We start from the raw sequence: 16,995 nt of genomic DNA on the forward strand, positions 1-16,995 counted from the left end.
TTCCAGTTACAAACGATAGCCATCTCATTGAGTTTGCCTTATATCCAGTTGGAATAGTCAATAAGTCCAGTTTGGTGATCGAGATGGTGCCACCCGATAATCGGTATGCACGCTCCCTTAGCGTCGAAATTATTCCACGTGCAGAAACAGAAAGAAGAAACACTATTGCTAAGTAGGGCATGAAGCGGAAAAACTGCCGCGAAGTTGGGCTGAATTACAGATATACTGATGGAGTAAAGCCTTGGATGCCGTCTCTCCGACAATCTTCTTCATAGATGGTAGCCGAAATACCGGGCTGCAGTCGCAGATACGTGAAACCACTGTATCGGCCATTCTCTCTGGCGGTGTTTTACCGGGTGCGCGCATGCCCTCGACACGGCGGCTGGCTGATTATCTGAAAATATCCAGGCTAACTGTAACGCTGGCTTATCAGGAACTCGTATCTCAAGGTTATCTGGAAGTGCGTTCGCGTAGTGCTTATCATGTGGCGACAACACCTCCCATCAGCCGGCCCGACAGGGACTTCTTACAGACACCTGACACTGCCGTCGATTGGTCTTCCAAGATGCGGCCCGGCTTCAATATTGCCAAGACCATTCGTAAGCCGCTCGATTGGCGACGGTATCGCTACCCGTTTCTTTATGGCCAGATGGATCAGACCTTGTTCGATCTCGCCGCATGGCGCGATTGCGCCCGGCGCGCGCTGTCACGAGAAGACTTTATCCTCATGGCAGGCGATTTCGCCGCTGCTGACGATGTGGAACTCGTCAATTATATCCGTTCACGTACGCTGCCAAGCCGGGGAATACGTGCCGAGCCGGATGAGATATTGGTTACGGTTGGTGCACAGAATGCGCTTTGGATCATTAGTCATCTGCTTTTGACACGGCGCTCGCACGTTGTATGCGAAAATCCGGGGCATCCTGATATCAGCGCCACGCTCCATCTGACAGGAGCCCATGTAACGGCGCTCGACGTTGATGAAGGCGGCTTGCCGCCGGAACTGTTGCCTGATGGGATCGATGCGGTCTTCGTTACACCGAGCCACCAGTCTCCCACAGCCGCTACTATGCCGCGCGCAAGACGAATCGCACTTCTGGAAGCTGCCGCAGAACGCGATTTCTTAATCGTGGAGGACGATTACGAATTCGAAATGAGCTTCCTCCAGCCACCGACACCAGCGCTGAAGTCGCTCGATCAATATGGCCGTGTTCTCTATGTGGGCAGCTTTTCCAAATCACTGTTTCCGGGACTTCGGCTTGGCTATCTGGTTGCGCCAGCGCCTGTCATCCGCGAGGCGAGGGCACTGCGTGCACTTATGTTGCGCCATCCGCCCGGTCATCTGCAGCGAACAGCAGCATACTTTCTGGCACTTGGTCATTACGACGCGGTCATTCATCGTATGCGGATTGAATATCACAAGCGTCATATCGTCATGATCGACGCCCTTAATCGCGAAGGATTGAAAATCGCTGGCAAGTCGGCCTTTGGTGGCACTGCATTCTGGATCGAAGGGCCGGAAGGTATGGATGCCGACAAACTCGCCCGCGATCTGCGCGAGGACGGCGTGCTGATCGAATCGGGATCGCCATTCTTCTGGGGCGATGACCGGCCGTGCCGCTATTTTCGCATCGCTTATTCTTCCATTCCAATCAATCGTATCGCGGAAGGTATCGAACTTCTGGCCCGGCGACTGCGGCAAATCTCGTAGTTTTCGGAACGTTTAGGTTCAGCCTGCGTTCATGTGGATTGCGATAACGGATTCGTGAAGTCGCCGGAATTTCTCCCAATTCGATGGATATCGCTAGCGGCTCTACGGCCTCTTTTCCAGCGAAATTGTGGGAGAGACGCATATCAATTCTGCCTTCCAGAAGGAGAAGGATTTATGTCTATTCGTTCGAAGCTTCTAGCCACGGTTGCCGTGCCGGTTCTCTCGGCCTCCATTTTCGCGCAACCCGTACTGGCGGATACGTTGACGGCTCCAATCCAGCTGGCACAGGAAAACGGAGACCAGCAGCCTTCCGACGAGCAGTTGCAGCAGCAACAACGCGAGGTTGAAGAGCAGCAAAAAGCTGCGGAAGAAGAAGCACGCCGAGCTGAAGAACAGCAGCGCGCTGCCGAGGAAGAAAACCGTCGACAAGCCGAAGAGCAGCAAAAGGCCGCTCAGGAGGAAGCCCAGCGTCAGGAAGAAGAGCAGAAGCGTGCTGCGGAAGCAGAGGCACAGCGCCAGGCTGAAGAACAGCAGAAGGCCGCCGAACGCGAAGCACAGAAGCAAGCTGAGGAGCAACAGAAGGCAGCGGAGCGCGAAACGCAGAAGCAGGCTGAAGAACAAGCCAAACAGGCTGCCGAGCAGAAAAAGGCCGAGGAAGAGGCACGGCGCCAGAGTGAACAGCAGCAAAAGGCCGCTGAAGAAGAAGCCCAGCGTCGAGCCGAAGAACAGAAGAAAGCGGATGAGGACACAGCTCGCAAGGCCGCTGAGCCTCAAGAGCAAACTGCGCCCGCCGAGAATCCTGTGAAGGATGCTCCAGCACAGGAGCCGGAAGCGAAGCCCGAGCAACCTGCAGCCGAAACGCCAGCCAAGGAGGCTCCAGCTCAGGAAGCGGAAAAGCCAGCCGAGCAACCGGCAGAGGCAACCCCTTCGCAGAAGGAACCGGCGGAAGAATCGATTGTTGAGCATCCCGAAGAAGCTCAACCGCAAGAACCGAAGACAACGGAGGAGCCGCAGAATGACGCTCAGCCCGCGCAGCCGGTTGAGCAGCCGCAATCTACCGAAGGCCAGCAACAGCCTGCGCCGAATCCAGCGTCTGAGCCGGCACCAGAGATAGTCGATCAGCGCTCGAGCGAAGAAAAGCAGGAGATTGCGAAAGACCCTGCCAAGACGGACGATACAGTCGTGTTGCCGGTTGAAAATGGCGCGGCCATTCTCGACAGCGATAAGGATGCCGACAATTCCGGTGGAAGCCAGTCCCGTGAAGAGCGTCGCAAGCAGCGCGAGCAGCAACGTTCGTCTGAGGAGAATGCACTGCCACCCGCAAATGATGCGGCGGCACAGATTGCGATTCCGGAGGAAGTGAAGGCCGCACTGCCGCAGAAAATCGAAGCCAATCTCAAGGAAGAGGGTACTCGCATAAAGGAAGCGCCGGTTTTTGCCGTGCCGGAAACCACCAACATCGTCAACAACACGGTGGTGAACAATACGGTTATCAACAATACGACGGTCAATAACGTGGCCAATAATGTCACAAACGTCAAAGTGATCGAGGAAGTGGATAATCGGGTCATTCTCGACGTGGGTGACCGTATCTTCGTACGTGGCGATGATCGTCCGAGATTACGCCGCGATGCGGAGGAAACCTATTATGATAAATTGCCGCGCGGACGCACCCGTGAAACCATTGTTCGCCCGGGCGGAAACCAGATCGTCACGGTTTATGATCGTTATGGAGACATTCTTCAGCGTTCCCGTATCGACCGGGACGGCAACGAGTATTTGATGATCTATGCACCGGAATATGACGACAATCCCCGCGCTTCGATTATTGATGTCGGCTACGAACTGCCACCGATGCGCCTGACCATTCCGGTGAGGGATTATATCATCGACGTCGCGGACGATCCGGATCGTGATTTCTATGACTTCCTTGCCATGCCGCCGGTTGAGCGCGTGGAGCGTGTCTATACGATCGATGAGGTTCGTCATTCTGCCCGTTTGCGTGACAAGGTGCGTCGTATCGATCTGGATACGATCCACTTCGCGACGGGAAGTGCGGAGGTTTCTCTTTCTCAGGCCAAGACGCTGCGCAAGGTTGCAACCGCCATGCAGAAGGTTCTGGCAAAGGACCCCGGTGAGACTTTCTTTATCGAGGGGCATACGGATGCTGTCGGTTCAGATCGCTCGAACCTGGTCCTATCCGACAAACGCGCTGAGTCCGTCGCGAGCCTTCTGACGGAAGTGTATGACATTCCAGCAGAAAATCTCGTCACGCAGGGCTATGGCGAACGCTTCCTCAAAATTCGCACGCAAGCCGCCGAGCAGGAAAATCGTCGCGTCACTATTCGTCGCGTGACCCCGCTTGTGCGTCCTGTGGCTCAGCGCTGAATAGATATATACCCGGATGCTGTGCGTATCCGGGTATTCTTCTTGAAGTGATTTTGTTCAGGCGATTTTGGGCTCGATTGTCGTCAAGCCGAGTAACTGTTCACTCATAGGGCGCGGTTTTACCGCCTCAATCTGCACCATGAGTTCGGCAATCTTGTCGGCATCAATGACACCGCATTCATAGATCTGAATAATTTCGCGCGCCATTTCGTCTTTATGGGGAGAGGTGATCGGGCAACGAGTCAATGCTTCGCATGACTTCACATAAGCCGCTTGCAGCTTTTCTAACTCGGCGGGTTTGAAGCGCCCGAAGTAGTAATCTCTCGAAAATGGCATTCTATGCATTCCGCAGATGGCTGACGGATAGATCATTCCATCCGAAAAACCGTAATTTCGTGCGATCCGCTATACTAAAAGGCAGCTAATTGCAAAGCTTATAACCGAGAACTGTTTAGTTTATGTAAAATAATCAGTCTGCAGTAAAATTGGACGAGGCTTTCATATCGGTTTTACTAGGGTTTCGTCGGAAGCAGACAGCGTAGTTGAACTGCCTTTCGCCAATATAGTTGCCTTGATGGCTCATGTTTTAATTGAACCATTGAAGCCGCTCTAACCAAACGCAAAACCACTTCATGCTCTTGCTGAAGATAGTCTAGACTCGAGCAAGCTCCAGCTTCGCAACCATTTCGGCGATCTTTTCCGGGTCTTGTTCGCCGGTTTCATATGCTCTTATGACCGCGCGCGCGACTGCGTCTTTGCTTTCGTGTGTGGTTGCACAACGTTCTAGCATCACGCAGCAACGATTATAGGCAGCCTGAAGTACCTGAAGATCGTTTGGTGCATATGTTCCCTGATACTTGTTACCGCGAAATGGCATGGTTGCCTCCACCGTTTGACTGATTGAACCTCTAATTCAGGAGGAAAGCAACTGATCCTTTTATGACAGCGATATCAAACGCATCATGGCGGTATTTCTGGAAATTCTGTTTCGTAGCGATAATCTCTTGTTCCCAATTCGTTGGGTTTGAATGCTTCCTGTAAGTTTGTTGAAAGCTGGTTGAAATCGTTATCCTCGTGCGCCCTGCCGTTCTGGACGGTTGAGAACTCGGCGCGAGGGCTGGCAATGATAACGGTTTTAGTTCCGCGTTAAGAAGCTTGGGCGTTGAACCGATGGATGAGGTGAATATCTTCCGGCTCGCGCATGAACAGCAGCGGATCGGGCATTGGTGTGACTTTCGCACCCTGCTTCAGATAAAAATCGATGGTCCGCCGAGTGGGCGTCGCAGAAATATAGAAACCTTCCGTTCCGGCCTCCTTCGCTATCGCCACGCTACGCCGATAGAGTTCGCCGGCAACTCCCAATCCTCGGACGGGATTGCCAACATGCATGAAACCGAGCTGGTGTAATTCTGGATAGGCGCCAACAGGACGCACATCCGTAACGGCGACGGCAACCAGAGTGTCATCGAGATAGGCACCGAGGAACACACCGCCATGATCGTAACAGTCGAGCAGTATAGGCGTGTAGATTTCCGCTTCGCCGTCCGGCCAGCCCTGCACATCATAGAAACGTGGCTCCAGCAGAAGCTTTTCTCCTTCCAGACGATACATTTCCTCGATGATTTCGCTGCGATCGATCTGCCAGATGTCAGTCAGTTCGCTTCTTTGGAGTGAACGTATGATGAAATTTGTCTGCTTTGCTGCCTGTACCATGACCCTTGTCCCAGAAACTCAATTCACTCAATGAACTATCGTTTAGCCCAGAGGTGCTCAAGGGGAATGGAGGTGGTAACCGCACAGCTTCACGAACTTGTTGGCAATTTGTCAGGCGGAATTTCTCATATTGCGAAAACTTCCGATAATTTTGACCAATATCACGGCTACTCCCCGCCATTCGTCTCCGGTACTGGTCAGTACAGGTGCGAGGAATATTGAGGCGTGTGGGAGGCCGGAAGCCAACTTCAATCGGAAGAACAGGATTTAAATGCGGATTGAGGGCAGAAAATTGCCTGAAAATAAGCAATTCTGCATCAACTCTCCGATCTGCCCTTGCGGGAGCGGGGCCCGAGTTCTATCAGCATCATCAAAAATTGCAGTCTGAGGAAGGTTTCGGCAGGTTCGTTGCCGGGACGTCCTGATGCCCGCCTTCATCCTGTATGACGGTGGTATAATAAGCGATGGAGCCAAGTTGAAAAACCATCACGATATCTGGGATATCGTCGACGCCAAGAGCGCCGCATATTTCGAACTGAGCGATACGGTTTGGGACAATCCTGAAACGAATTACGAAGAATACAAATCGAGCGATGCCCATGCCGCGATGCTGGAAGCCGAAGGGTTTCGCGTCGAGCGCGGCATTGCGGGCCTGCCAACGGCTGTGATGGGCGAGGCTGGTGACGAAGGACCGGTCATTGCAATTCTGGGTGAGTTCGATGCCTTGCCGGGTCTAAGTCAGATATCGGGATTGGTTGAGGAACAACCTGTCGAGGCAGGCGGCAACGGCCATGGCTGCGGCCACAATTTGCTCGGTGCCGGCTCGCTGCTCGCTGCTGCTGCGGTCAAGGATTACCTCGCAGCGCATGGCATCAAGGGCCGCGTGCGTTATTATGGTTGCCCGGCGGAAGAGGGTGGTTCGGCCAAGGGATTCATGGTCCGTGAAGGGCTGTTCAATGATGTGGATATTGCCTTCTGCTGGCATCCCGCGCCATTCGCAGGCGTAAACGATCCGGTTTCGCTTGCCTGCAACGAAATCAATTTCCACTTCAGCGGTCGCGCAGCCCATGCTTCGTCGGCACCGCATCTGGGGCGCAGCGCGCTGGACGCTGTCGAGTTGATGAATGTGGGCGTGAACTATATGCGTGAGCATATGCCATCCACGGCGCGTATTCATTATGCCGTGACCGATACCGGCGGGTTTGCGCCGAATGTCGTTCAGGCCAAGGCTACGGTGCGTTATCTCGTGCGGGCTCGCAGCCTGCCGGAAATGCAGTCCCTTGTGGAGCGTGTCAGGAAGATCGCCGAAGGCGCTGCGCTGATGACCGAAACGACGGTTTGCAGTGAGATCGTCAGCGGCGATGCCGATCTGATCGGCAATACGCCGCTGGAACAGCTGATGCAGCTGCAGCTTGAGCGGCTTGGATCTCCGGATTTTGATGAGCAGGACCGCGAAACAGCAAGCCGTTTCCAGAGGACGCTTTCCAAAGAGGATATTTCCGATGCGTTTCGTCGCTTCGGTGTCGAGCCGAAGAACGGCCTCGCGCTTTGCGAAGATATCTATACGCCCTATAAAGGTGACAACACCCTCGTCGGCTCGACCGATGTCGGCAGCGTGAGTTGGGTCGTCCCGACCGTGCAGATGCGCGGCGCGACCTGTGCAATCGGTACACCGCTTCATTCGTGGCAGATGGTGGCACAGGGCAAGCTGCCAGCGGCGCATAAGGGCATGGCCCATGCTGCAAAGATCATGGGCAGCACGGCAATCGAATTGTTCCGTGACCCGGAGCAGATCAAGAAAGCGAAGCAGGACCACGAAAAACGGCTCGACGGAACCGTGTTCGTCAATCCGATACCAGACAGCGTTCAACCCGCTCTGCCCGTAACCGCAAAATGATGCGGGCGAGCAGACAGATTCTGAAAATAGAAATGACATTCAATCCCCCAATTCCAACAGGGCCCGACGCATCATGAAGCAGATGGGCTTTCTCGATATTTTGAGCTTCGGGCCGGACGGCTGGGGCTATGTGCTGATGATGGGTGCACTGGTGAGCGTAGCGCTTGCTGTTCTAGGCTTCCTTCTCGGTGCTGCTATCGGCGTGTTCGCCGCCTGGGCGAAGATTTCCGGCGGGCGCACGCTGCGCGCCGTCGCCGACGGCTACACCACGGTCATTCGCGGCATTCCGGACCTTCTCGTCATTTACCTGTTTTATTTCGGCGGCAGCGCGGCAGTCACGGCGCTCGGCAAATATTTCGGTGCGGAAGGTTTCATTGGCTTTCCGGGTTTTCTGGCAGGTGTTCTGGCAATTGCCATTTCCTGTGGTGCGCACCACACCGAAGTGTTTCGTGGTGCATTCCGGGCCGTTTCCAAAGGTGAACTAGAAGCCGCTACTGCTTGCGGCATGGGCCAGATGCTGAAATTCCGCCGTATCATCGCGCCGCTCGCGCTGCGACATGCATTGCCGGGTCTTGGCAATGTCTGGCAGGTGTCGCTGAAGGAATCCGCTCTGGTGTCTGTTGCCGGTGTGGTCGAGCTTCTGCGCCAGGCACAGATTGGCGCTGGCTCGACTGGTCTGCCCTTCAACTTCTTCCTTATTGCCGGTGCGCTCTACCTGCTGATTTCGTCGGTTTCCGGCGGGCTTCTGCAAATGGCCGAGCGCCACTTCTCGCGCGGCGTCCGGAGGGCAAAATGAATCTCGAATTCTATTCCGATGCATTTTTCCAGATGCTGAGTGGTGTACCACTGACACTGAAGCTTGCGGCAACTTCCATTGTGTTCGGTGCGATTCTGGCCCTGCTTTTCGCCATGATGCGGCTGTCGGGCGTCAAGGTGCTGGACTGGATTGCCCGCCTTTACGTCTTTGTGTTCCGCGGAACACCGCTTCTGGTGCAGATATTCATCATCTATTACGGTCTCAGCCAGTTTCCTGCCATCCGCTATTCGTTCTTGTGGCCGGTTTTGCGCGAGCCTTACTGGTGTGCAATCATCGCGCTGACGTTGAACAACGCCGCCTATGCGAGCGAAATCATCCGCGGCGGCCTGCTGTCGGTGCCGCATGGCCAGATCGAAGCTGCAAAAGCCTGTGGTATGTCGTCCTTCACCTGCTTCCGCCGCATTGTCATGCCGCTTGCGATCCGTCAGGCGCTGCCGGGCTACGGCAACGAGATGATATCGATGATCAAGGCAACCTCGCTTGCATCGATCATCACGCTCATGGAAGTGACTGGTATCGCAGCAAAGCTGATTGCCGAGAGCTACCGGGCCATAGAAATCTTCGTGATCGCCGGTGCGATCTATCTTGCCATCAACTTCGTTCTGACACGTGCGCTGATGTTCGCAGAATATAGGCTGACCCCTTATCTGCGCCAGCCGGTCGTCAAAAGCGGTTCCAATTAAAATGAAATCGATGGAACCGCTCTATCTTTTTGTTTTTACGCATTATCCTACGCAAAACCGCTTCGCACTTTTGCTGGAAATGCTACAGCTTTCCTCCGAAGGACAAACATCGTGAGCAAAATTGTTTCCCCCAATGCACCGGTGGCGCTGAAAGTCGAGAACCTGCGCAAGAGCTTCGGCGCAAATGAAGTGCTGAAAGGCATTTCGCTTGAAGCACGTGAAGGCGAGGTCATTTCGATCCTCGGTTCGTCGGGTTCCGGCAAGTCGACTTTCCTGCGCTGCATCAACCTTCTGGAGACACCGACGTCAGGCACTGTGACGGTTTCGGGCGAAACCATCCGTATGGCGAAGAATTCGAAGGGTGAAGCCTACCCGACCGACAAGAAGCAGGTTTCGCGCATACGTTCGGAACTGGGCATGGTGTTCCAGAGCTTCAATCTGTGGTCGCACAAGACCATTCTGGAAAACATCATAGAAGCGCCGATCTATGTGCAGGGACGCCCGCGTGCGGAATGCGTGGCGGAAGCAGAAGCTTTGCTGGCCAAGGTCGGCATTGCCGACAAGCGCGATTTCTATCCAGCTCATCTTTCGGGCGGACAGCAGCAGCGCGCTGCGATTGCCCGCGGACTGGCTATGAAGCCGAAGGTCATGCTCTTTGACGAGCCGACGTCGGCGCTCGATCCGGAACTGGTCGGCGAAGTGCTGCGCGTCATGCGCAGCCTGGCCGAAGAAGGCCGCACCATGCTGGTCGTGACCCATGAAATGGGCTTTGCACGTGACGTCTCCAACCGCGTCGTATTTTTCCATCAGGGTTTGGTGGAAGAAGACGGCGCGCCGGAAGATGTGTTCAGCAACTCGAAGTCGGAACGTTTCCGTAAGTTCATCAGTCACGAGAACGCTGCCTGATTTTTAGAATTCTGTGTTCCGGCGAAAGCCGGACAGAAACAACCGCAACAGGATAACTGCAATGAAGACCACCGGACTTTTCAAAGCCGTGTTCATTTCCGCTCTTGCTCTGACGAGCATCTCGGCCCATGCCGAGGAAAAGAAGTGGACGAAGATCACCATCGCCACGGAAGGCGCATTCCGCCCGTACAACTTCACCAAGCCCGATGGCTCGCTGGATGGCTATGAAGTCGAACTCTACAAGGACCTCTGCGCCCGCATGAAGGTCGAGTGCACGATGGTTGCGCAGCCATTCGATAGCATCATTCCGGCACTCAATGCCGGTAAATTCGATGCGATCATGGCTGGCCTTACCGCTACGCCAAAGCGCGAAGAAACCATCAGCTTCTCGATTTCCTACGGCCTGACGCCGCAGACCTTTGCAACGCTGAAGGACAGCCCTTTCGCCAAGCTGCCGCACACCGGCGAAACCCTTTATCTCGCGAAGGATGAAGCGGCTGCCCAGAAGGCAATCGACGAAGTATCGGCTGAAATCAAGGGCCGCACCGTCGGCGTCCAGACGGCTTCGCTGGGCCTCACTCTCCTCGACAAGTACTTCAAGGATGGCATCGACATCCGTGAATACAAGACTACGGAACAGCATGACCTCGACCTGAAGTCTGGCCGTGTCGACCTCATCGTGGCTTCGCTCGCCTACCTCACGGACGCTGCCAAGAAGCCGGGCAATGAAGACATCGTCATGACCGGACCGTTCTTCAAAGGCGGCATTCTGGGCCGCGGCGTTGCGGTTGGCCTGCGCAAGGACGATGCCGAACTGAAGAAGATGTTCGACGAAGCCATTGAAGGTGCGAAGGCTGACGGCACGATCAAGCGCCTGTCGGAAAAGTGGTTCGGCTTCGACGTTACGCCGTAATTTTCGATCTCCATATTCTGCAAAGCGCCGCCTTCGGGCGGCGTCAGATTGATTACAAACCCCTCGATTTTTGGAAGCAGTCAAAAACGAGGGGTTTTGATTCCGATTTGTTCACGTTCTAAATCTGGGACGTTCCCTGAATCTGAGGTCATTTTGACCCTGCCGGAGGTTTGGCAGCAGCCTGGCGCCGCCTTCGGGCGGCGTTTTCATTTGGGAACTGCAAACCTTCACATCAAACCGGCGAGCGCCTATAAGATCGCCAGCCGTTTGCTGAGAGCCAAAAACTTACTGTGAGGATGTGATGGTAAAGATCGGTTTCGTGACTGTTTCCGACCGCGCAAGCCGCGGGGAATACGAAGATCTGAGCGGCCCGGCCATGGAAGCATGGATAAAAAGCGCCGTCGTCACGCCTTATGAAACGATCCGCCGCGTTATCCCCGATGGTATGGAATCGGTACGCGATACGCTGACCGATCTTTGTGATAACGAATCCTGCGATCTGATCCTGACAACGGGTGGCACGGGACCGAGCCCGCGCGATGAAACACCGGAAGCCATGCGGGCTGTCCTGCATAAGGAATTGCCCGGTTTCGGCGAATTGATGCGCCGCGTCAGCCTAGAACAGACCCCAACCGCCATTCTGTCCCGCCAGACGGCAGGCAGTCGCGGCAAAAGCTTCATTCTCAATCTTCCCGGTAAACCCGCTTCAATCGCCATGACTTTGCAGGCGATTTTTCCGGCGGTTCCATATTGTCTTGACCTGATTGGGGCAGGGCGTATCGATACCGATCCGGCAGTCGTGAAGGCCCATCGACCCGGCTGAAATGTCGCCAGAGCTGCCTTTGCGGGCGTAGTAGATCGCGTCAGGGATCATCTGCCGTGACGAACTTGCGCAACTCAGCTTTGCGCTTTTGCATAATTTCCATGCTTGCTTTTCCCTGAGTCCGGGCTGAATATTAGGGAAAAGAAGGGGAATTCAGTGAAGCCATTTGACGAGATGCTCAACCATGGCGGGAATGTTCGCCAGCCTTACGAATTTCTCAAGCAGTGGCTCGACCAGCAGGATCCGCATAAACTTCTGCAAAAAAGCGACGATGCCGAAAGTGTCTTCCGCAAGACAGGCATCACCTTTGCCGTCTATGGCGATCAGGCGGCAGGCGAGCGCCTCATCCCCTTCGATATCATCCCGCGCATCATTTCAGGGCAGGAATGGCGGCGTCTGTCGCAAGGCATCGAACAACGCGTCATGGCGCTCAATGCTTTCCTTGACGATATTTATCATCGTCAGGAAATCGTCCGGGCCGGGCGCATCCCCAAAGAGCTGATCTCCAAGAATGAAGCCTTCTTGCCGGAGATGATCGGTTTTCGTCCACCGGGCAACGTCTACACCCATATTATTGGTGTCGATATCGTACGGACTGCCGAAAACCAGTTCTATGTGCTGGAGGATAACGCCCGCACGCCATCCGGCGTTTCCTATATGCTGGAAAATCGTGAGACGATGATGCAGCTTTTTCCCGAGCTGTTCCAGAACGTCAAGGTTCGCCCGGTCGAGAATTACCCGCAATTGTTGCGCCAGTCGCTGGCAAGCGTTGCGCCTCCCGGTACGCAGGATGTGCCGACTGTAGCGGTACTGACGCCCGGCATTTACAATTCCGCCTATTTCGAACACGCATTCCTTGCCGACCAGATGGGCATCGAACTGGTTGAGGGAAGCGATCTCCGCGTCGTCGACGGACGTGTGGCGATGCGGACCACGCAAGGATACAGGGCTATCGATGTGCTCTACCGACGCGTGGACGATGCGTTTCTCGATCCACTGACATTCAGGCCGGATTCCACGCTTGGCGTTGCCGGCATCATGGATGTCTACCGGGCAGGCAATATCACGATTGCCAATGCACCGGGGACTGGCATTGCCGACGACAAGGCGATCTATTCCTACATGCCGGAAATCGTGGAGTTCTATACCGGCCGCAAGGCAATTCTCGAAAACGTGCCGACTTGGCGCTGTTCCGAGCCGGACAGTCTTGCTTATGTACTGGACAATCTCGCCGAGCTTGTCGTCAAGGAAGTGCACGGGTCGGGCGGCTATGGAATGCTGGTCGGGCCGGCTTCGACAAAGGCCGAACGCGATGTTTTCGCCGAAAAACTGAAGGCAAGGCCGCGCAATTACATCGCGCAGCCCACGCTTGCGCTTTCCACGACACCCATCTTCACAAAAAGCGGACTGGCACCGCGCCACGTCGATCTCCGCCCCTTCGTTTTGGTTTCGGATCGCATCCGCATAACGCCTGGCGGGCTTACGCGTGTGGCATTGAAGGAGGGATCGCTTGTCGTGAATTCCAGCCAGGGCGGTGGAACCAAGGATACGTGGGTACTCGACGACTGAAACTGCATCAACGTGCTGCAACTGGCGACAAGATCAGGCGCGAAAAGGGGAATGATTTATGCTTCTTGGCCGTACGGCAAACGGACTTTACTGGATGTTCCGCTATATCGAGCGCGCCGAAAACATGGCACGCCTTGTCGATGCGGGACTTCGCATGGCACTGACGAAAACCTCCGATGCGCCCGAGGAATGGTCCTCCGTGGCGGTTTCAGCGGGTGCAAATCAGGGTTTTTCCGCAAAATACGATGTCTATAACGCCGCCAATGTCGCGGATTTCCTGCTGCGCGACGCAGATAACCCGTCGAGCGTGATGACATGTTTCGAAACCGCGCGATCCAATGCCCGTATGGTGCGGACAGCGCTGACGCGCGAAGCGTGGGAAAGCGTCAATGAAGCATGGATGTCGCTGAAAAAATCATTGTGCAGGCCGTTGAAGGAAAGCGACCTCCCGCAGCTTCTCGATCAGATCAAGCGCGAGACAGCGCTCATTCGCGGCTCTTTTCACGGCACGATGCTGCGCAACGAAATCTTTGATTTTGCCAGCCTTGGTACTTTCATCGAGCGTGCTGACAACACAGCCCGTATTCTCGACGTGAAATACTATGTTCTGCTGCCTGCCATATCTTATGTCGGAACGACGCTGGACAATTATCAATGGGAATCGATTTTGCGGTCTGTCTCTGCGCACCGGTCCTACCGCTGGGTTTATGACGGTGATTACCGTCCTGCGCAGGTTGCGGACTATCTGATCCTGAACGGTCGTATGCCGCGTTCGCTCCATTACTGCTATCGCAGCATTGCCGAACATCTGGATTACCTGTCGAAAGATTATGGCAATCGCGCTGCCTGCCACGAGACAGCGGACAAAATCTATGCGAGCCTGCAAAATCAGGACATATCTGCAATCTTCGACATGGGCTTGCATGAATTCCTGACCGAATTCATTACTCGTAACAACCGGCTCGGTAACGAGATCGCAGAAACCTATAATTTCTATTGAGGTCTTCGCTTGCTGCTCAATATCCGGCACGTTTCGCATTATCGCTATGAGTATCCGGTTCCCTATGCGGTCCAGAGGTTGCGGCTGCGCCCGCCAACGGTGCCGGGCCAGATGGTCAAGCACTGGGAGTTGAAAATCGAAGGCGGTGAGCCGGAGGTTTCCTATGTCGACGGCTTCGGCAACAAGACCGATCTCGTCCAGCATGCACGCAATGTCAGCGAGATCGTCATAACCGCCAGCGGCAGTATCGATGTGGAAGACAGAGTAGGCGTATTGGGGCCTGTCTATGGCTATGCGCCTCTCTGGCTCTTCGAGCGGGAGACGCCGCTGACAGCGCCGGGCGAACGCATCAGGGCGCTGGCGGCAGATCTTGCGACCGGGCAGGAACGGCTTGCCTTGATGCACGATCTGATGAGCACCATCCACAAGACGGTCGCCTATATGCCGGGAACGACGAGCGTTTCCACTGATGCCGAAAGCGCACTGGAAAGTGGGAAAGGCGTTTGTCAGGATCAAACGCATATATTCCTTTCCACTGCCCGGTTGATCGGTATTCCCGCGCGGTACGTATCAGGTTATCTGATGATGGAAGGCGTCGAAGAACAGACCGCAAGTCACGCATGGGCCGAAGCCCATATCGATGGTCTTGGATGGGTCGGTTTCGATGCAGCCAATAATGTCTGTCCGAATGATCGCTATGTGCGGATTGCAACCGGGCTCGACTATCGCGATGCGGCACCGATTTCCGGCGTCCGTCTGGGTGGCACGGTGGAAAGCCTTGCGGTTCACATCAATGTAGGGCAGTGATCTTTTTCGATAGCGAATTGCCTGCCGGATATTGCCTATGACCTATTGCGTTGGAATGAAAATCGATCGGGGCCTTGTATTCATGTCCGATACGCGGACGAATGCAGGTCTCGATAATATTTCCATCTTCTCGAAGATGCGGTGCTGGTCCGAGCCCGGCGAACGCGTGATCGTCCTGCTCTCGGCGGGGAATCTCGCAACGACACAGGCGGTCGCAAGCCTTCTGGAAGAACGCATGAAGGCTCCGGCTGACAGACATCCGTCAGTTTTCGATGCGCCTTCAATGTTTCAGGTTGCGCGTCTCGTCGGCGATACCGTTAAGGAAGTGATCCAGAATTCCGCCACTGGGGGGCAGAATGCCGATGCTTTCGGCGCGTCGTTTATTCTCGGTGGACAGATCAGGGGCGGACAGCCACGCCTTTTTTATATCTATCCAGAAGGCAACTTCATCGAGAGTTCAGCCGATACGCCTTTCTTCCAGATTGGCGAAAACAAATATGGCAAGCCCATTCTTGTCCGTGCGTATCAGGAACAGATGAGTTTCGAGGAAGCGGTGAAACTGTTGCTTGTCTCATTCGACTCCACGCTGAAAGCCAATCTGTCCGTTGGATTGCCGCTCGATATGCAGATCTATGAAGCGGACAGCTTCAAAACGGGTGCCCGCAAGCGGTTTGAGGCCACCGATCCTTATTATCTGACTGTGTCGGAAAGCTGGTCGGAAGCGCTGAAATCCGCGCTCGAGCAATTACCGCCGTTCAGTTTCGACGAAGAATAACGTCTTATAGCATGGCGTTAAGATGCTAATGCATCACGCCCTGAAAATACTCAATCGCCGCACGGGCTTAACAAGTCTCGATGAGCCAAACTCAACGAGACTTGTTATCGCGCAACCTGCCTATGAAAAAGCCGGAGGAAAATTCCTCCGGCTTTGTTCTTTCCATATAATCAAGCGATTAGAAGAACACTTTGAAGCGGTCGGCATCATCCATGAAAGTCTTTTCAGCGAAAGGCTGTTCGTTCGAGCCGAACGGCATCTGGGCACGGAGTTTCCATGAAGCCGGAACGTCCCAGACCTTGGCGACTTCCTGATCGATCAGCGGATTGTAGTGCTGAAGGCTGGCGCCGATGCCTGCATTGGCAAGCGCGCTCCATACCGAATGCTGCGCCATGCCGCCTGACTGTTCAGACCAGACGGGGAAATTGTCGGCATAAAGCGGGAAGTTTTCCTGGAGGCCCTTAACAACGTTCTGATCTTCATAGAACAGAACTGTACCAGCACCGGCAGCGAAGCTATCGATTTTAGCTTCGGTCTGTGCGAAGGCGTCGGCAGGAACGATCTGGCGCAGCGTTTCCTTCACGATGCCCCAAAGCTTGTCGCTCTCGTCACCAAACAGGATCACAGCGCGCGAACTCTGCGAGTTGAAGGAGGAAGGCGTGTGCTTGACCGCTTCACGGATCAGCTCGGCGGTGTCTTCATTCGACAGTGGAAGAGACTTGCCCAGAGCATACTGCGTGCGGCGCTTCTTGATGGAATTCAGCAGGGAATTGTTCATTACTCTGTCCTGTGTTTCAGCGGTCCAACAGGCTGTCTGGCTTGGGATTTTCAAGACAACCTCATGAATGATGTTGAGGGAAATATTGTTATTTTGGCTGCCGAAGCCAGCCCATGTTTCTGAAACACACTGTCAACGATCCGTTGTTAACCGGGTTTGACTGTTTACATTTTGACCGTCGAGCCCATGGGCCACTGGCGGTCTGCAGGAACCTA

General features: G+C 54.7%; 16 protein-coding genes. 12 read left to right on the forward strand and 4 right to left on the reverse strand.

Annotation, left to right across the window (positions count from 1 at the left end; genetic code table 11):
• Positions 1 to 241: 241 nt before the first annotated feature.
• Positions 242 to 1,711, forward strand: coding sequence for a MocR-like pyridoxine biosynthesis transcription factor PdxR (gene pdxR / locus JNC70_RS12145; protein WP_104754502.1), 1,470 nt, complete (start codon positions 242 to 244; stop codon positions 1,709 to 1,711).
• 174 nt (positions 1,712 to 1,885) lie between these two features.
• Complete coding sequence (locus JNC70_RS12150) at positions 1,886 to 4,099, forward strand: OmpA family protein (RefSeq protein WP_104754503.1); 2,214 nt, start codon at positions 1,886 to 1,888, stop codon at positions 4,097 to 4,099.
• 57 nt (positions 4,100 to 4,156) lie between these two features.
• Here the strand turns inward: JNC70_RS12150 and JNC70_RS12155 are convergent, their stop codons facing one another.
• The 3 genes from JNC70_RS12155 to JNC70_RS12165 all read right to left on the reverse strand — a co-directional run bounded on the left by JNC70_RS12155 (position 4,157) and on the right by JNC70_RS12165 (position 5,812).
• Positions 4,157 to 4,435 carry a hypothetical protein gene (locus tag JNC70_RS12155; protein WP_104754504.1) on the reverse strand — a complete coding sequence of 93 codons (279 nt, stop codon included), beginning with the start codon at positions 4,433 to 4,435 and terminating at the stop codon, positions 4,157 to 4,159.
• Between the two features lie 316 nt (positions 4,436 to 4,751).
• The gene (locus JNC70_RS12160) at positions 4,752 to 4,976 is read right to left on the reverse strand and encodes a hypothetical protein (protein WP_104754505.1); all 225 of its coding nucleotides are present in this window, start codon (positions 4,974 to 4,976) and stop codon (positions 4,752 to 4,754) included.
• Between the two features lie 269 nt (positions 4,977 to 5,245).
• Positions 5,246 to 5,812, reverse strand: a complete 567-nt coding sequence (locus JNC70_RS12165; protein WP_104754506.1) for a GNAT family N-acetyltransferase — start codon at positions 5,810 to 5,812, stop codon at positions 5,246 to 5,248.
• A gap of 424 nt (positions 5,813 to 6,236) precedes the next feature.
• Here JNC70_RS12165 and JNC70_RS12170 point away from each other — a divergent pair, with 424 nt between their 5' ends.
• From JNC70_RS12170 to JNC70_RS12215, 10 genes are all read left to right on the forward strand, one after another.
• Complete coding sequence (locus JNC70_RS12170; protein WP_104754507.1) at positions 6,237 to 7,709, forward strand: M20 family metallopeptidase; 1,473 nt, start codon at positions 6,237 to 6,239, stop codon at positions 7,707 to 7,709.
• A gap of 73 nt (positions 7,710 to 7,782) precedes the next feature.
• Positions 7,783 to 8,505 (forward strand): ABC transporter permease, encoded by a 723-nt coding sequence (locus JNC70_RS12175; protein WP_104754508.1) that lies wholly within the window; start codon positions 7,783 to 7,785, stop codon positions 8,503 to 8,505.
• Positions 8,502 to 9,209 (forward strand): ABC transporter permease, encoded by a 708-nt coding sequence (locus JNC70_RS12180; RefSeq protein ID WP_104754509.1) that lies wholly within the window; start codon positions 8,502 to 8,504, stop codon positions 9,207 to 9,209. Before JNC70_RS12175 ends, JNC70_RS12180 begins: the two co-directional genes overlap by 4 nt.
• Before the next feature lie 111 nt (positions 9,210 to 9,320).
• Positions 9,321 to 10,115: an ABC transporter ATP-binding protein gene (locus JNC70_RS12185; RefSeq protein ID WP_104754510.1), complete on the forward strand. Its 795-nt coding sequence runs from the start codon at positions 9,321 to 9,323 to the stop codon at positions 10,113 to 10,115.
• A 61-nt stretch (positions 10,116 to 10,176) separates the two neighbouring features.
• Positions 10,177 to 11,028 (forward strand): transporter substrate-binding domain-containing protein, encoded by an 852-nt coding sequence (locus tag JNC70_RS12190; RefSeq protein ID WP_104754511.1) that lies wholly within the window; start codon positions 10,177 to 10,179, stop codon positions 11,026 to 11,028.
• Between the two features lie 301 nt (positions 11,029 to 11,329).
• Complete coding sequence (gene mog, locus JNC70_RS12195; RefSeq protein WP_104754512.1) at positions 11,330 to 11,851, forward strand: molybdopterin adenylyltransferase; 522 nt, start codon at positions 11,330 to 11,332, stop codon at positions 11,849 to 11,851.
• A gap of 156 nt (positions 11,852 to 12,007) precedes the next feature.
• Positions 12,008 to 13,420: a circularly permuted type 2 ATP-grasp protein gene (locus tag JNC70_RS12200; RefSeq protein WP_104754513.1), complete on the forward strand. Its 1,413-nt coding sequence runs from the start codon at positions 12,008 to 12,010 to the stop codon at positions 13,418 to 13,420.
• 58 nt (positions 13,421 to 13,478) lie between these two features.
• A complete protein-coding gene (locus JNC70_RS12205) occupies positions 13,479 to 14,420 on the forward strand; it encodes an alpha-E domain-containing protein (RefSeq protein WP_104754514.1) in 942 nt (313 codons plus the stop codon).
• Positions 14,421 to 14,429: 9 nt separating this feature from the next.
• Positions 14,430 to 15,227: a transglutaminase family protein gene (locus JNC70_RS12210; RefSeq protein ID WP_104754515.1), complete on the forward strand. Its 798-nt coding sequence runs from the start codon at positions 14,430 to 14,432 to the stop codon at positions 15,225 to 15,227.
• Between the two features lie 37 nt (positions 15,228 to 15,264).
• The gene (locus tag JNC70_RS12215) at positions 15,265 to 16,002 is read left to right on the forward strand and encodes a proteasome-type protease (RefSeq protein WP_104754516.1); all 738 of its coding nucleotides are present in this window, start codon (positions 15,265 to 15,267) and stop codon (positions 16,000 to 16,002) included.
• A gap of 178 nt (positions 16,003 to 16,180) precedes the next feature.
• On the opposite strand, the gene JNC70_RS12220 is transcribed toward JNC70_RS12215, so the two are convergent.
• Positions 16,181 to 16,780, reverse strand: a complete 600-nt coding sequence (locus tag JNC70_RS12220; RefSeq protein WP_104754517.1) for a nitroreductase family protein — start codon at positions 16,778 to 16,780, stop codon at positions 16,181 to 16,183.
• Positions 16,781 to 16,995: the final 215 nt, after the last annotated feature.

This window comes from Brucella oryzae, assembly GCF_041929965.1.
Classification (GTDB): Bacteria; Pseudomonadota; Alphaproteobacteria; order Rhizobiales; family Rhizobiaceae; genus Brucella; species Brucella oryzae.

What these genes read in the sequence shown, in the direction of transcription:
- JNC70_RS12150 (WP_104754503.1), top strand. Translation starts at nt 1,886, where the DNA reads ATGTCTATTCGTTCGAAGCTTCTAGCCACGGTTGCCGTGCCGGTTCTC.
- JNC70_RS12155 (WP_104754504.1), bottom strand. Translation starts at nt 4,435, where the DNA reads ATGCCATTTTCGAGAGATTACTACTTCGGGCGCTTCAAACCCGCCGAG.
- JNC70_RS12160 (WP_104754505.1), bottom strand. Translation starts at nt 4,976, where the DNA reads ATGCCATTTCGCGGTAACAAGTATCAGGGAACATATGCACCAAACGAT.
- JNC70_RS12165 (WP_104754506.1), bottom strand. Translation starts at nt 5,812, where the DNA reads ATGGTACAGGCAGCAAAGCAGACAAATTTCATCATACGTTCACTCCAA.
- JNC70_RS12170 (WP_104754507.1), top strand. Translation starts at nt 6,237, where the DNA reads ATGCCCGCCTTCATCCTGTATGACGGTGGTATAATAAGCGATGGAGCC.
- JNC70_RS12175 (WP_104754508.1), top strand. Translation starts at nt 7,783, where the DNA reads ATGAAGCAGATGGGCTTTCTCGATATTTTGAGCTTCGGGCCGGACGGC.
- JNC70_RS12180 (WP_104754509.1), top strand. Translation starts at nt 8,502, where the DNA reads ATGAATCTCGAATTCTATTCCGATGCATTTTTCCAGATGCTGAGTGGT.
- JNC70_RS12190 (WP_104754511.1), top strand. Translation starts at nt 10,177, where the DNA reads ATGAAGACCACCGGACTTTTCAAAGCCGTGTTCATTTCCGCTCTTGCT.
- mog (WP_104754512.1), top strand. Translation starts at nt 11,330, where the DNA reads ATGGTAAAGATCGGTTTCGTGACTGTTTCCGACCGCGCAAGCCGCGGG.
- JNC70_RS12205 (WP_104754514.1), top strand. Translation starts at nt 13,479, where the DNA reads ATGCTTCTTGGCCGTACGGCAAACGGACTTTACTGGATGTTCCGCTAT.
- JNC70_RS12215 (WP_104754516.1), top strand. Translation starts at nt 15,265, where the DNA reads ATGACCTATTGCGTTGGAATGAAAATCGATCGGGGCCTTGTATTCATG.
- JNC70_RS12220 (WP_104754517.1), bottom strand. Translation starts at nt 16,780, where the DNA reads ATGAACAATTCCCTGCTGAATTCCATCAAGAAGCGCCGCACGCAGTAT.